The 14,827-nt window shown below is 70.9% G+C and carries 11 protein-coding genes; 6 read left to right on the top strand and 5 right to left on the bottom strand.

Annotated elements, in window-relative coordinates; all coding sequences use genetic code 11:
• The first annotated feature begins 97 nt into the window (after positions 1-97).
• The 3 genes from OG714_RS04965 (at position 98) to OG714_RS04955 (ending at position 4,540) form a co-directional block, all read left to right on the top strand.
• On the top strand, positions 98-982 hold the full coding sequence (locus OG714_RS04965; RefSeq protein ID WP_406118782.1) for a LysR substrate-binding domain-containing protein: 885 nt from the start codon (positions 98-100) through the stop codon (positions 980-982).
• Between the two features lie 108 nt (positions 983-1,090).
• The gene (locus OG714_RS04960) at positions 1,091-2,185 is read left to right on the top strand and encodes a substrate-binding domain-containing protein (protein WP_406118780.1); all 1,095 of its coding nucleotides are present in this window, start codon (positions 1,091-1,093) and stop codon (positions 2,183-2,185) included.
• A 216-nt stretch (positions 2,186-2,401) separates the two neighbouring features.
• Positions 2,402-4,540 carry an RICIN domain-containing protein gene (locus OG714_RS04955; protein ID WP_406118779.1) on the top strand — a complete coding sequence of 713 codons (2,139 nt, stop codon included), beginning with the start codon at positions 2,402-2,404 and terminating at the stop codon, positions 4,538-4,540.
• Positions 4,541-4,605: 65 nt separating this feature from the next.
• Here OG714_RS04955 and OG714_RS04950 read toward each other — a convergent pair whose 3' ends face one another.
• Complete coding sequence (locus OG714_RS04950; protein ID WP_406118778.1) at positions 4,606-5,241, bottom strand: fibronectin type III-like domain-contianing protein; 636 nt, start codon at positions 5,239-5,241, stop codon at positions 4,606-4,608.
• A 170-nt stretch (positions 5,242-5,411) separates the two neighbouring features.
• Complete coding sequence (locus tag OG714_RS04945; protein ID WP_406118777.1) at positions 5,412-5,765, bottom strand: hypothetical protein; 354 nt, start codon at positions 5,763-5,765, stop codon at positions 5,412-5,414.
• Positions 5,766-5,969: 204 nt separating this feature from the next.
• Between OG714_RS04945 and OG714_RS04940 the strand changes: the two genes are divergently transcribed.
• Both OG714_RS04940 and OG714_RS04935 read left to right on the top strand, forming a co-directional pair.
• On the top strand, positions 5,970-7,193 hold the full coding sequence (locus OG714_RS04940; protein WP_406118776.1) for a PP2C family protein-serine/threonine phosphatase: 1,224 nt from the start codon (positions 5,970-5,972) through the stop codon (positions 7,191-7,193).
• A 316-nt stretch (positions 7,194-7,509) separates the two neighbouring features.
• Positions 7,510-8,937 carry an alkaline phosphatase family protein gene (locus tag OG714_RS04935; protein WP_406118774.1) on the top strand — a complete coding sequence of 476 codons (1,428 nt, stop codon included), beginning with the start codon at positions 7,510-7,512 and terminating at the stop codon, positions 8,935-8,937.
• A gap of 154 nt (positions 8,938-9,091) precedes the next feature.
• Here OG714_RS04935 and OG714_RS04930 read toward each other — a convergent pair whose 3' ends face one another.
• Together OG714_RS04930 and OG714_RS04925 are read right to left on the bottom strand one after the other, a co-directional pair.
• The gene (locus OG714_RS04930; RefSeq protein WP_406118772.1) at positions 9,092-10,000 is read right to left on the bottom strand and encodes a fructosamine kinase family protein; all 909 of its coding nucleotides are present in this window, start codon (positions 9,998-10,000) and stop codon (positions 9,092-9,094) included.
• Complete coding sequence (locus OG714_RS04925; RefSeq protein ID WP_406118770.1) at positions 9,975-10,514, bottom strand: AAA family ATPase; 540 nt, start codon at positions 10,512-10,514, stop codon at positions 9,975-9,977. Before OG714_RS04925 ends, OG714_RS04930 begins: the two co-directional genes overlap by 26 nt.
• Before the next feature lie 133 nt (positions 10,515-10,647).
• Here OG714_RS04925 and OG714_RS04920 point away from each other — a divergent pair, with 133 nt between their 5' ends.
• Entirely contained in the window at positions 10,648-11,877 is a 1,230-nt protein-coding gene (locus OG714_RS04920; RefSeq protein ID WP_406118769.1) for a PP2C family protein-serine/threonine phosphatase, read from the top strand.
• Positions 11,878-11,881: 4 nt separating this feature from the next.
• On the opposite strand, the gene OG714_RS04915 is transcribed toward OG714_RS04920, so the two are convergent.
• Positions 11,882-14,824, bottom strand: coding sequence for a hypothetical protein (locus OG714_RS04915; protein ID WP_406118768.1), 2,943 nt, complete (start codon positions 14,822-14,824; stop codon positions 11,882-11,884).
• Between the last annotated feature and the right edge of the window lie 3 nt (positions 14,825-14,827).

Genomic DNA, 14,827 nt, shown 5'->3' with positions numbered 1-14,827 from the left:
CGACGATCTTGTCCGCCCACCACTCCACCGCCGGACACCCGGGGGTGTCCAAGACCGATCCTGTACGGCCGATACCGCGTCGGTATCATCGCCGGTCATGGAGCTACGCACGCTGCGCTACTTCGTGGCGGTCGCCGAGGAACTCCACTTCGGCCGGGCCGCCGTACGCCTGCGGATGACCCAGCCGCCCCTGAGCCGGGCCATCAAACAGCTGGAGACCGACCTCGGCTGCGCCCTCCTGCTCCGCTCGCCCACCGGAGTGGCGCTCACCCCGGCCGGAGTCCTGCTGCACGAGGAGGCGTGCGCCCTGCTGGCGCAGGCCGACCGGGTGCGGGCCCGGGTGACCGACCTGGCCGGACCGGTCACCCTGACGGTGGGCACGCTCGCGGACAGCGTGGTGCAGTTCGGCACCCGCCTCGCCGCCGCGTACCGCGAGCAGCATCCCGCCGCCCGCATCCTCATCCGTGAGTCGGACCTGACCGACCCGACCGCGGGACTACGGGCCGGGCTCGTCGACGTGGCCCTGACCAGGACGCCCTTCGACGACACCGGCATCGCCACCCGCCCCCTGCTCTCGGAACGGGTCGGCGTGGTCCTCCGTACGGACGACCCCCTCGCCCGCCGCGACGGCCTGCGTCTGGCCGACCTCGCCGAGCGCCGCTGGTTCCGCTTCCCGGACGGCACGGACCCCGTCTGGGAGGCGTACTGGACCGGGTCGGCGGGGCACGGCCGACGCCCTGACGGGCCCGTCGTACGGACGGCTCGTGAGTGCCTCCAGTCCGTGTTGTGGAACGGCACCGTGGGGCTGATACCCCTCGGGCACGCGCTGCCGGAGGAGCTGACGGTGGTGGCGCTGACCGACATGCCGCCGAGCAGTCTCGTCATCGCCTGGCGCGCCGCCGACACCACTCCGCTGATCCGGTCCTTCGTGCGGATCGCCGAGCGCGTGCATCGCACCACCGATCCGGCTCGCCTGGGATGAGGGCCGCACGTTCCCCGCAGGTCGAACCGTTTGACCGGGCGTGCACCGCTCTTGCCTCCGCGGCCCCCGCCCCGTTACGTTGCGGCAAAGTTACTGGCCAGGTACGCGATGCGGCACCACGCATCGGTGTTCGGCGAGCGGAACGGGCATCGGGTGACAGGTCGCGGCAAGGGGCAACTCGAGGCGCAGTACGGCCTCCTGACGAGCATCGCCACCGAGGCGGGGGTCTCGCTCAGCACGGTGTCCAAGGTGGTGCACCGGCGCCGGGACGTCGGCGCCCGGACGCGCGAGCGGGTCGAGGAACTCCTCGCCCGGCACGGCTTCGTACGCCCGTGGGAGCGCGATCCCGCGACCCCCCAGCAGATCATCGCGGTGTTCCGGGACCTGTCCGGGCCGTACACGCTGGAAGTGGTCCGCGGCATCGTGGACGCGGCCGGCGCGCTCGGTATCGACGTGGTCACCGGGACGACGAGCCGGCGGTCGATCTCCGGGTGGCTGGAGCAGTGCGTGGCGCTCGGCGCGGCCGGGATCGTCATCGTGATCTCGATGCTGTCCGAGGAGGACCAGCGCCGCATCGTCGAGCAACGGCTCCCGGTGGTGCTGGTCGACCCTCTCAGCGCGCCCTCCGAGGACATCCCCAGCATCGGCGTGACGAACTGGAGCGGAGCCCGCGACGCCGTACAGCACCTGCTGGGGCTCGGGCACACCCGGATCGGCATGGTCGCGGGCCGCTCCCACTCCCTGGCCGGCGCGGCACGCGTGCACGGCTACCGGGCCGCGCTGGCGGAGGCCGGAATCACCTACGACCCGGAGATAGTCCGCTCGACCGACTTCGACTACGCCGAGGCCCTCGCCACCGCCGGCCAGATCCTGCGCGCCGACGACCCGCCCACGGCCGTCTTCGCGACCAGCGACGCACAGGCGCTCGGCGTGCTGGAGGCGGCCAGGCAGCAGGGCCTCGCCGTGCCGGACGACCTGGCGGTCATGTCCTTCGACGACACCCTCGTCGCGGCCATGGCCTGCCCGCCGCTGAGCGCGGTGCGCCAGCCCTTCGAGGAGCTGGGGCGCGAGGCGACCCGGGTGCTGCTGGAACTCGCCCAGGGCAGGCAGCCCGTCTCCTCGCGCATCGAGCTGGCCACGGAACTCGTCCTGCGGACCTCGACCTCCGTCCGCCGCCCCGCGCAGCACGTCAATACCGCGTAACTCGCAATCCTGCGAAACACTTTCGACATGTGCCGGTGACATCGCGGTGTCGCATACGAATACTGGCTTCCTGCTCCGCACCCCCATTCCATCCCCCTGGGACCTCCGGAAACTCCGGTACCCCTGGAACGTGGTGCGCGCCTTCCCCCGGTGAAAGGAACGCCGTTGACCAGATCATGGGCGCGAAAGGCTTTCGCTGCGGCGACAGCCTTCGGCATGGGCGTGGCATTCGCCATCGCCTCCGCGACGACCGCGTCGGCCTATCAGCCGAGTTCCGCCAATCTGTATACGGCGACCAACACCGCCGCGTGCAACAAGAGCCCGTGTGTTCTCTATCCGAAGTCGGCCCAGTTGGCGGACGGCCGGATCGTGGCCACGTTCGAGAACGACCAGACCGCTCCGGTGGGCCAGACACTGCCCGTGTACAAGAGCGACGACGACGGCACGACCTGGGCGAAACTGTCCGACGTCAAAGCCCCCGCCTATCTCTCCAGCGACTCCAAGTACGCGAAATACACGAGCAATTGGACCAACCCGTATCTCTACGTCCTCCCGCAGAACGTGGGAGGACTGACCGCCGGCACCCTGCTGCTCGCGAGCATCGTCTCGGGCGACGACTCCTACTACCAGGAGCAGAAGGCCGCCAACTCCAGCTGGACGCCCACCAGTGACGGCGACCGCAAGGACGTCGCGCTCGCCCTCTACTCCAGCACCGATGACGGCGCGACCTGGACCATCCAGAACATCATCGCCGCCGGCGGCTGGCAGGGCGGCAGCGCGGGCAGCGTCGGCCGGGTCTCCACGGCCAACACCTACGCGCAGGTCGACCCCGTCTGGGAACCCCATCTCCTCGCCCACAACGGCACGTTGATCGCCTACTACTCCGACGAGGACGACTACACCGGCTACAACACCACCACCGGTGCCCCGACCCTCGACCCGGACAACGCCACGGCGACGGACTCCGGCGGCCAGGTCCTCCTCCACCGCACCTGGGACGGCTCCAGCTCAACTGCCTGGAGTTCCCCGGTGGTTGACGTCCCCGGCTCCACGGTGAGCATGGGCAACGGCAAGACGGAGATCGGCGGCGGCCGGCCCGGCATGACGACCATCGCCCCGACGACCGACGGCAAGTGGCTTCTGACGTACGAGTACTGGGGCGGCGGCACCAACGTCCGCTACCGGATATCCGACGACCCGACGAAGTTCTTCGCGGCCACGGACGCCGCGATCACCGCACTGCCCGTGCCCTCCGGCGGGGCCACCCTCTCCACCGGCGGCAGCCCCGTCCTGCTCCCCATGCCGGACGGCCGGATCGTCTACAACGCGGCAGGCAGCGGTGACGTCTGGGTCAACGAGTCCGGGCTCAGCACCGGCACCTGGAAGGAGTACAAGACGTCGATCGCGGCCGGGTACAGCCGCACGCTCCAGTACGTCGACGGCACAGGGCGCGTCCTCGTACTCCAGGCTTCCTGGAGCGGTACCAGCGTCGGCCCCGTGAAGTACGCCGAGGTCGACCTCGGCCGCTCCGACGGCGCCTACTACAGCCTCGTCAACCGGCTCACCGGCCAGGTGCTCAGCACCGCGTCCGGCAAGACCCAGGACGCGAACCTCACCGGGAACACCCCCGACCTCGTCCTGGCGGCGGACACCGCGGCCACCACCCAGCGCTGGCACCTGACCGCCAAGGGCGGCAACGTCACCCTGCTCAACAAGGCCGGCGGTCGCTCGGCCGCCATCTGGACCGGCACGGCGACGGCCGGGCAGAAACTGGCCCAGTGGGTCGACGACGGAGCCACCGACAAACAGTGGACCCAGGTCGCGTCCTCGACCAGCGGCTACTACGAACTCCGCTCGGTCCTCAACACCAGCCTCTACATGACCGGTTCGACCGCGGGCGGCTCCGTCACCGTGGCCGTGGCCACCACCGACGGCTCACAGGACTGGCAACTGGTCCAGGACCCGCTCCCCACCGCCTCCACCTTCGCCCTGAAGGGCACGTACTCCAGCCGCTGCCTCGACGTCCCGAACGGTGCGACGGGCGTCCAGGTCCAGATCTACGACTGCTCGGGCAACGCCAACCAGACCATCACGCAGACCGTCGCGGGCGAACTCCGCGTCAACGGCAGCTGCTTGGCCGCGAACGGTGACGGCACCACCGCGGGCACCACACTCATCCTCTGGGCCTGCAACGGAAAGAACAGCCAGAAGTGGGCCTTCCGTGTGGACGGCACCATCGTCAACCGCTCCAACGGGCTCGTCATCGACGTGACCAACTGGGGTACGGCCAACGGCTCGAAGGTCGAGCTGTGGACCGGGCTGGGCAACGCGACCCAGCAGTGGAGCCGCGCCTAGGCACACGACAGAAGCGGCGCCACCGTTGGACACGGTGGCGCCGCTTCTCGTTGGTGTCCCCGCCGCTACTCCCGCTCGACGCTCACCGGCACTGCGTGCTGCCGCAGAACCGTCGCGTCCCGCTCCTCGCCCACGAGTTGGATCGTCTCCCGCACCGGTGTGTCCAGGCTGGAGGAACCCGCCTCCAGTAGGATCTCGCCGCGCTCGACGATGCGCGTGCCGGCCAGGCCGGTGAAGGCCAGCCGGTCCGTGTGGACATGGAAGCGGACCGTCGCCTGCTCGCCGGGTTCGAGGGCCACCTTGGCGAAGCCGAGCAGGAACCGCACCGGCCGGGTCACCTGCGCGACCGGGTCGATCGCGTACAGCTGGACCGTCTCGGCACCCGCGACCGCCCCCGTGTTCCGCACCCGTACGCCGACCGTGAACTCGCTGTCCACCGCCACCAGTTCGCGGTCCACGCCGAGCCCGTCGATCTCGAAGGTCGTGTACGACAGGCCGTGCCCGAAGGGGAACGCCGGTGTCGGATCGAGGTTGGACAGCCAGCTCTGCCGGTCGCCCAGCGGCGCGTGGAGACAGGTGTAGGGCTGGCCGCCGGGCGTGGTCGGGAGCTGTACGGGGAGCTTGCCGCTGAAGTTCGCCCGACCGGCGAGGAGTTGGGCCACGGCGTGGCCGCCCTCCTCGCCCGGCAGGAAGACCTGCACCAAAGCACGGGAAATTCCTCGGTTACGAAACACTTTTGTACGTCGTCCAGGATGCGGTCCTACGGCGCCCCGCATCCTCGGTGGCTGATAGTCGCCGTCCGGGAAGCGGCGGTTCCGTGACGCACCGGAACTTGTGCCGCTCCCCGGCGACGAACCCCGAGCCCGAAGGCTCACCGGAACTCGTGCACCACCCGGATCTCGCCGACGATGTGGGCGTTGAACTCGTCCAGCTCCTCGGCCGGCACCCACAGCTCCAGAATCGTCCGGCCGCCCGCCTGCTGGACGGGATACCGGGTCAGGAACTCCGACTCCACGTCGAACCGCGTCACGAATCCGGCGCCGTCGTGCTGGACGTTCCAGTCCCGCGCGATCCGGATCGCGTAGTCCTCGTTGAGGACCGGGTAGAAGATCGGCTGCTCGGGCAGCCGGGGCGGCCAGGCACGCCAGCCGAGCGCCCGGACCAGGTCCAGCTCCTTGGGGCCGGTGGGGCGCCAGAGGGTGGTCGTCGGCTGCTGGTTCGTCATCGGAGTCGCTCTCTGCGCAGGGGATCAAAGGATCGGATCGGACGCTATCGGCGCTACGGACGTCGCAGCCACGGAGTTTCGCCCCGGGCGAGCAGCCCCCAACGCGACCAGCCCCCAACGCGACCCGATGCCGCCGCACCACGGGTCGCTACCGCCCGAACGCCCGCGCGGGTGTTGGGATGGGGGCGGCAGAAAGGGACGGTCTTGGACGGCGACGGGGTTGGCGGGGCAGAGGCGGGCTCGACGGATCGGTTCGCGCTCGCGCGGCGGGCCGTGTCCGCGATCGGGTCGACGCTCGACGAACGCAGGACGGCGGCGGAGTGCGCGGGGTTCCTCGTCGACGGGCTGTGCGACGCGGCCGCCGTGGACCTGTTCGCGCAGGACGAGGCGCGCCCGGCACCGCACGGCATGCTGCACCCGATGGCGGCCGAGGGCCGCAAGGACCTGCTGGACAGCCTGCGCACCGCGCCCCGCGAGGACGTCATGGTCCGGGCCCTGGACGCGGGCCACCCGATCACCACGTCGTTCACCACGAACGACCACGGCGTCCTGGCCGCCCTCTCCGTGCCGTTGACGGCTTGGGGCCGGGCCTACGGCGCCCTCCTCGCGGTCCGCGCCGGACGGACGTTCGGCGACGACGAGGCCGCCGCCGTGCACTACGCGGCCCGGCTCACCGCCGCCCACCTGCACCACGCCGTCGAACACCACCGCCTGCGCACCACCGCCCTGAACCTGCAACAGGTCCTGCTCACCGAACCCAGCCGTCCCCACCCCAACGTCGAGATGGCCACCCGCTACCTGCCCGCGGGCAGCGGCACCCTCGTCGGCGGCGACTGGTTCGAGGCCGTACGCCTGCACTACGGCCGCACCCTCCTCGTCATCGGCGACGTCATGGGGCACGGCCTGGACGCGGCGGTCGACATGAACGCCTACCGCTCGATGCTGCGGTACGTCGCCTCCACCGATCTGCCGCCCCACCGCATCCTGCGCCAGATGGACACGGCCATGTCCGAGGAGCACAACCGCCGCCCCGCGACCTGCCTGCTCGCCCTCCTCGACCCGGACCGGGGGACCGCCGCCTTCTCCAGCGCGGGCCATCTGTCACCCGCCGTCTTCCACCGCGACGGCGCCGGCGAACTGATCCCCGTCCCCGTCGGCCCACCCCTCGGCACGGGCCTCGCCGACTACGAGATGACCACGCTCACCCTCACCCCCGAGGACACCCTGGTCATGTTCACCGACGGGCTGGTCGAGCGCCGGGGCGAGGACATCGACGTCTCCCTCGCCCGTCTGTCCCGACTGCGCCTGCATCCCGGACAGGGTGTCTCCCGCCTCCTCGACGACATCGTGCTGCGCCTCCACGTCCAGGAGGCGGAGGACGACGTGGCGGCGATCGCCGCCCGGCTCCGCCCCAGAAACCCCGCATAGGCGCGACGCACCCGACCTTTTCGTACAGCTCTGTGTACTCGCGTCCGGCGCTGTTCACGGTGAACTTCGCAAACGGGAAACATGTTGGGCACCAGTGTCTTCGGACGGGCCGGCTCATATGACCGCCAGCCGCCCCCCAAGGTTTGGCAACACCCAAGCAACGCCCGGATGTTGCCGGTAATGGCTTGGCCAACCCCTTCCCGCACGTTGGCCGCAAATTCATCGCACGCCCCTGACACCCCATACCGGAATGGGCGGAGAGTGATCCGAGGTCTGGTCCACGAGATCCCTCGAAGCTCTTCAAGAAGGGGCAGTCATGGCCGAGTTGACACGTCGCAGACTCCTGGGTTCCGCCGCGGGCGCGGTGGGCGGCGCCGCGGCACTCTCCCTCCTCCCGCCGAGCGTCCAGAAAGCCGTCGCCGCCGAGCCGCCGAAGAACGGCTCGCTCCGCGACATCGAACACGTCGTCATGCTGATGCAGGAGAACCGGTCGTTCGACCACTACTTCGGCACCCTGTCCGGCGTTCGCGGATTCGCCGATCCGCACGCACGCAAACTCGACACCGGGCGCAGCGTCTTCTACCAGCCGGACGCGGTGAACCCGAAGGGTTACCTCCTCCCGTTCCACCTCGACACCCACACCTCCAGCGCGCAGGCCATCCCGTCCACCAGCCATGCCTGGTCGGTGCAGCACCAGGCCTGGAACAACGGCAAGATGGACCAGTGGCTGCCCGCACACCGTGCGGCCGACGGCGTCAACGGCCCCTACGTGATGGGCTATTACACGCGCGAGGACATCCCGTTCCAGTTCGCGCTCGCCGAGACCTTCACCATCTGCGACAACTACTTCTGCTCGGTGTTCGGGCCCACCTGGCCCAACCGGCTGATGTGGATGACCGGTTCGATCGACCCCGGTGGCACCCAGGGCGGCCCGATCATCAGCAACGTCGCGCCGACGCCCTACCGTTGGACGACGTACGCGGAGCGCCTCCAGAACGCCGGCGTGAGCTGGAAGGTGTACCAGGAGGAGGACGACTACGGCACCAACATGCTGGAGCAGTTCGCCTCGTTCAAGAACGCGCAGCCCGGCTCCGACCTGTACGAGCGGGGCGTACGCCCGCAGCCGCACGGCACGTTCGAGGACGACGCCCGCAACGACCGGCTGCCGACGGTGTCGTGGATCTGCCCCACGAGCTACCAGTCGGAGCACCCGGACTACCTCCCGGCCGCCGGTGCCGACTACGTCGCGTCGAAGATCGAGGCGATCGCGTCCAACCCGAAGGTGTGGCGCAAGACCGCGTTCATCCTCAACTACGACGAGAACGACGGCCTGTTCGACCACGTCGTGCCGCCGACCCCACCCGCGGGCACGAAGGACGAGTTCATCCAGGGCCTGCCGATCGGCGGCGGCTTCCGCGTCCCCGCGATCATCATCTCGCCCTGGACCGTGGGCGGTTGGGTCGCCTCGGAGGCCTTCGACCACACCTCGGCGCTGCAGTTCCTGGAGCGGTTCACCGGCGTCGAGGAACCGAACGTCACCGACTGGCGGCGTGACACCTTCGGCGACCTCACCTCCGCGTTCCGCTTCCGCGACGCCCGCCCACGCTCGCCCCGGCTGCCAGACGACACGGCGGAACAGCTGGAGAAGGCGAAAGAGGAAGTGGCGACACTGCCGAAGCCCACCCTGCCGGGCGCGGACCAGAAGTTCCCGCACCAGGAGCGGGGCCGCCGCCCGCACGTCTGACCCACCTCACGTGGTGAGCGGCCCTGACTGGTGTCATACGGTCAGGGCCGCTCGCGCGGCTGAGGTGGTCGGCTCGGCGTGGCCGGGGCCGGACGGCGCGATGTGCACCGGCGGTGTCTGTCCCGGACCCCGTGACGGGCGGCCCCGCCCGGTGTCATCCGGTCAGGGCCGCCCGCGCCACCGACAGCGCACGCTCGGCATAGCCACGGCCGAACAGCACCACATGCACCAGCAGCGGAAAGAGCTGATGCAGGCCGATACGGTCGGCCCAACCCGGGGCGAGTGGCGTGGCCTCCTGGTAGCCGTCCAGCACCTCGGACAGGTGCGGGCAGCCGAAGAGGTGCAGCATGGCCAGGTCGGTCTCCCGGTGTCCGCCGTGCGCGGCCGGATCGATGAGCCGGACGTGTCCGTCGGCGCCCCAGAGCACGTTGCCGTTCCACAGATCGCCGTGCAGTCGCGCGGGCGGCTCGGCGGGACCGGCGAGTCGGGGCAAGCGCTCGCAGACCTCCTCCACCACCGTCGCCTCGGTGGGCCGCAGGGTGCCCGCGTCGACCGCGCTGCGCAGATAGGGCAACACCCGTTGCGCGGCATACCAGTTGGGCCAGTCGGCGGCGGGAACGTTGCGCATCGGGGCGAGACCGATGTACGCGTCCGTGGGGCCGCCGGGCGGCGGTGCGCCGAACGCGGGTGCGCCGGAGGCGTGCAGGGCGGCCAGGTCACGGCCGAACCGGACGGCCGCTCGCGCACTCGGCGGGCCGGTGCGGACGAGATCGGTCACCAGCCAGTGCTCGTCCAACCCGCGGACCGCCGGGACACGGACCGTGCCGACGTCCGCCAGCCAGCGCAGCCCCGCCGCCTCGGCCCGCACCGCGCCCGGCGCCTCGTCGCCCTTGACCACCACCAACTGCCCACCGTCGAGGGCAACTTCGGTGACCGCCCCGGACAGCGGACGCTCACCGGCCACCGCCCACCCGGTGAGCCGGGCCGCTGCCTGCCCCGGAGTCTCGCCTTCGATCACGGGAACAGCGTACGACCGGTCAATCAACCGTAGATCGACGGGCATCGGCCAGGCCGGATTCGCGCAGCACCCGCTCGACCGTCGACTCCAGCGGACTCCCCGCCGGGACCACCGTCTCGACGCCACCGGGCAGCACGTCCAACGGCCGGTACCACGCGCGGAGTTGCTGCTCCGTGACCTCGTCCGCGATGGGCTTCGTGGCGTGCCGGGCCAGGGTCTCCTCGAACGGCACGTCGAGGTAGTAGCAGTGCGTGCGGCCCGGATGGTCGGCGAGCAGACCGGCCAGCATCTCGCCGTAGTGGGAGACGTACAGGAGGCCTTCCAGCACGGTGTGGAAGCCGTTCGCCAGCGCGTGCCGGACGGTGAGGTCGATCAGGCCGATGTTCGCGCCGCCGGGGATGTCACGCTCGCGCAGCACCTCGCGCCGGAGGGTGTCCTGGCGCACCAGGGCGATACCGCGGCCGTACCGCTCGCGCAGACCGGTGGCCACCGAGCTCTTGCCGGAGGCGCTGTTGCCGCGCACCACGATCAGCCGGGTGGGGGAGGAGGGCGTTGTCACCGGGGCACCCTATCCATCGAGTGGCGCTGAGTGGCACTGAGTAACCGGGTGGACGCAAAGTGCCTCCCGAGGCCCATCCGGTCTGCTTATATCGTGGGAAAATGGTGTGATAGCGGCGATTGGTGGCAGGGCCATGACGGACGCGGCGATCGACTACGCGGCGGTGTTCCAGGGGCTGCCCGGCATGGTGGCCCTGTTGGGACCCGACCTGGTGTACGCGGACGCCAACGAGGAGTTCCTGCGCATGTCCGGCCGCACCCGCGAGCAGGTCGTCGGCCGCTTCCTCTTCGACGTCTTCCCCGACAACCCGAACGACCCCGCCGCCACCGGCATGCGCAACCTCGAGACCTCGCTACGGCGCGTCCTGTCCACCGGCGAACGCGACACCATGGCCCTCCAGCGCTACGACGTCGAGTCGACGGCCTGCCCCGGGAAGTGGGAGCAGCGCTACTGGAGCCCGGTCAACGCACCGGTCCTCGACCTGGACGGCAAGGTCGTCCTCCTCGTCCACCGCGTCGAAGAGGTCACCGAACTGATCCGGGCCCGCGGCAGCTCCGGCAGCGGCCGCACCCGGGTACTGGAAGCGGAGCTGTACACCCGCGCCCGCGAACTCCAGGAGGTCAACGAACGCCTGCGCAGCGCCCACGCCCGCGAACGCGAGGTCGCCCTGGCCCTCCAGGAAGCGATGCTGCCCACCCGCCGCCAGAGCGCGAGCCACCAGATCGCCGTGCGCTACCGGCCCGCGGTCGGCTCCCTGAACGTCTGCGGCGACTGGTACGACGTCGTCGACCTGGTCGGCGGCAACCGCATCGGCGTCTCCGTCGGCGACGTCGTCGGCCACGGCCTGGCCGCCGCCGGCGTCATGGGCCAGCTGCGCAGCGCCCTGAGCGCCACCTCCCGGGTCGCGGCCGGCCCGGCCGAGGCCCTGAACGTCCTGGGCCGCTACGCCAACGTGGTCGACGGCGCCGAGTCCGCCACGGTGGTCACGACCTTCGTCGACTTCGACCGGCACACCATCACCTACAGCAGCGCCGGACACCCGCCGCCCGCCCTGGTCCATCCCGACGGCCGCGTGGAGTTCCTGGACCGGGCCACCGACCCGCCCCTCGACGCGCGCCCCGACCCGATGGCCAGGCCACAGGCCGAGACCACGTTCTCGCGCGGCTCCACCCTGGTCCTCTACACCGACGGCCTGATCGAACGCCGTCGCGAGGACATCGACACGGGCCTGGCCCGCCTCGCCGACTCCCTGGTCCGCCACCGGAACACCGACCCCGAAGCCCTCGCGGACGCCGTACTCCTCGAACTGCTCCCGCACGGGGGCGCCACCGACGACACCGCCCTGATCATCGTGCGGCTCTGACCCGTCACACCACGATGCAGGTCATGGCGGCCCACAACAGGGGCGAGTGCTCGACACGGCCGTCCGCGCGCCAGCGGTCGAGCTGCTCGCGCTGCCACTGACCGAGGCTCCGCACGGGGTCCTCGTGTTCGTGGGCCGTGTCGACGGCGATGATCGCCTCCGACAACGGGCGTACGGACTCCGGCAGTTGGGCCAGTCGATGGAAGGCGAAGCTGGTCGGCAGGACCCAGCGCGTGGCGGTGACCAGTTCGGCGCCGTTGTGGAGCATCGCCGTCGCCAGGCCGAACGACTCGGCGAACCGCAGATCGCCGCCGCTCTCGCAGCCGATGAGGGCGACCCGGGGTGGCGCGGGCCAGATACGCGCGCCCGGTTCGCCGTCCGCGCGCAGCGGCAGCGAGCCCAGCAGGAGGTCCTTGGCCGACAGCGGCCGGTGGGTGCGGAGCGGCTCGGCCAGGCCTACGGTTCCGGCGTCGCAGCTGAGGTGCAGGGTGCCGTCCTCGCTCTGGCCGCCCTCGACCGGCGCACCGCTCACATGCCCGACGTACATCAGCCTGCGGGCACCCTTGCGGAGCACGCCGCTCAGCCAGTCCCGGTCCAGGTCCGTGCGGCGGAAGGCCTCCGCGGGGGTGGCGACGGACGGTACGACGGCGCCCGCGTCGAGGCGGGCCTGGACCAGTGCCATCAACTCCGGGTCGGAGCCGGGCGGTCCCAGGACGGAGCCGAGCGGGGAATCGGCGCGGAAGCCGGGGACGCGGGGGTCGAGGACGAGAACGACCGGCTGGGCGTCGGTGTCCAACTCGGTGCCCGTGGCCTGCGCTTTCGCCGGGGCCGCCGGATTCCGTGGCCGCAGGGACGCCGGCGCGGTGGTCACGACGTCCGCGAGGTCGATGAGCCGTACGTCGGTCCCGGCGTCGACGGCGAGCAGTTCCCAGGGGACCTGGGCGACCCGGGGCGAGGGCTGGATCCGTACAAGGGGACGGCCCGCCCGTTCCGCCACCTGGCGTATCTGCGCGGTCAGTTGTTCCGGCCAGAGGGCCTCGGCCAGTGTTCGTGCGAGCCGGCGTTCGCTTCCGTGCTCTGCGAGTGCGCCCGAGTCGAACGCCCTCCGCATGCCCTCCGCGCCGTCGCCCGCTCCCGGCAGCGCGTCGCTCAACTCCCTTACCGCCTGGTCGACTTCGGTACCGGGTCCGTGACCGGTGCCGAATCCCCGGGCCCCGCCCGCCCACGTCCAGGTCATGAACAGGTCGCCGGCGTCGGCCAGTCGGACCTGGACGACCGGGCGGCTCGTCAGGTCGTCGGTGATCCAGAACGGCACCGCTTCCTCGTCCACGATCCGCCGGCGATAGCGGAACTCGGCCGCCGCGATGAACTCCTGGAGCGCGACACGGCCCGGCCCCGACTGCGCCGACATCCGCACCTTCGGCGGCGGCGCGACCCGCAGGCCGACCGAGGCGGCGGAGTCCGCCGCGACACCGCCGAGCGTCATCGTGCCCTCGGCGTGCTCGTGGTTGGCGTACGACTTCATCGCCGCACTCGGGAAGACCGACGCGGGCTCTTCGACCGGCTCGGCGGCGGGCGGTGTCCGGTCCAGGGCCAACGAGGCGCCCGCGCAACGGTGTTCCGCCAGTTCGAAGAGCAGGCCCTGGTCTTGTCTGCGGTTCGCGAGGCGGTACACCAACTGCATCGCCTCGTCGGCGAGTTGGAGCCACTGACTGCGGGCGTGGGCGGTCGCGAAGTCGTAGCGTGCCGCCTCCAGGGCCAGTGCGGCGGGCAGGGCGAAGGAGAGCGCGGTGTCGACGGACTCCCGCTCGTGATCGCCGTGATCGGTCCGGTTGAGGTTGTCCTCAAGGGTGCGGGCGAGCATGAGGTCGACCTGCGCGCACCGCTCGTACACCTCCCGCTCCTGGTACACGTCCCGGGCGCCTTGGGCCAGCCGCTTCATCTCCTCGATGTCGCCCCGGTCGTAGGCGTGTTGGGCGCCCAGCAGCATGGAGTCGGCGGCGGCGATCGAGGCGCCGAGCCGTTCGAACCGGGAGAGGCTCGCCGTCAGCAGATCCTCCGCGCCGACGGCGTCGCCGCGCCGACCGGCGAGAAAGGCACGGGCCTGCTCACAGACCGCCAGATGGCCGAACCACCGCTGCTGCTCGAAGAACGCGGACGCCTCCGCGAACAGCCGCTCCGCGAGGTCGAGTTCACCCCGGTGCATCGCCGTGTACGCCCGGTGCGCGAGCAGTGTCCGCTGCGCACCGGTGTCGCCGATCGCCCGGAAGCGGTCCTCCGCGCGGGCGAAGTAGTCCTCGGCCGGGTCGAACCGCCCGGTCGAGGAGCAGATCAGTCCCAGGGCGACCAGGAGCCGCGGGACGGTCTCCACCGCGGTCGAGGGCGTGGTGGACAGCAGTGCCGACGCCTGGTCCTCGGCCGCTCCCCACTCGCCCTTGTCCATGAGTAAATGGACACGGTTCAGGCCGAGTTCGGAGGTGCGCAGTCCGTCGGGGTCCTCGAACTCGGGCAGCCTGACCGCCGCCTCGTCGAGACAGGCCAGCGCCTCGTCCAGCCGTCCGGTTCTGCGCAGCACGTCGGCCCGGGCGATCAGCGTCCGCAGCAGCATCTCCAGCCAGAGCTGGCGGCCGCGCGGGCCCATCGGCGCCGAGGCGATGTCGTCGAGCAGGTCACGGGACCGCTTGTTGGCTTCCTCGGCCCCGGCCAGGTCGGTGGCGTCGAGCTGGACAGTCGCGATGTTCTGCAGCAGATGTGCCCGCAGGAACCGAACGTCGGGCGAGTCCTCCACGGACTCGGCCAGGGCGAGCAACTCCTCGTAGACGGCGACCGCGGCGGCGAGATCGGCGGCCAGCTGATGTTCTTCGGCCAGGGCGAGACCGCTGTCGAACGGCTCTCCGTAGAGCCGCGTCACCTCGGCACCCTCTTCGCGCTCGTTCTCGTCCGGCATCCG

The organism is Streptomyces sp. NBC_00989, assembly GCF_045162655.1.
In the GTDB taxonomy this organism is placed as follows: Bacteria; Actinomycetota; Actinomycetes; order Streptomycetales; family Streptomycetaceae; genus Streptomyces.
Note: the sequence above shows the minus strand (reverse complement) of the source record. Positions and strands in the feature narration are given on the sequence as shown.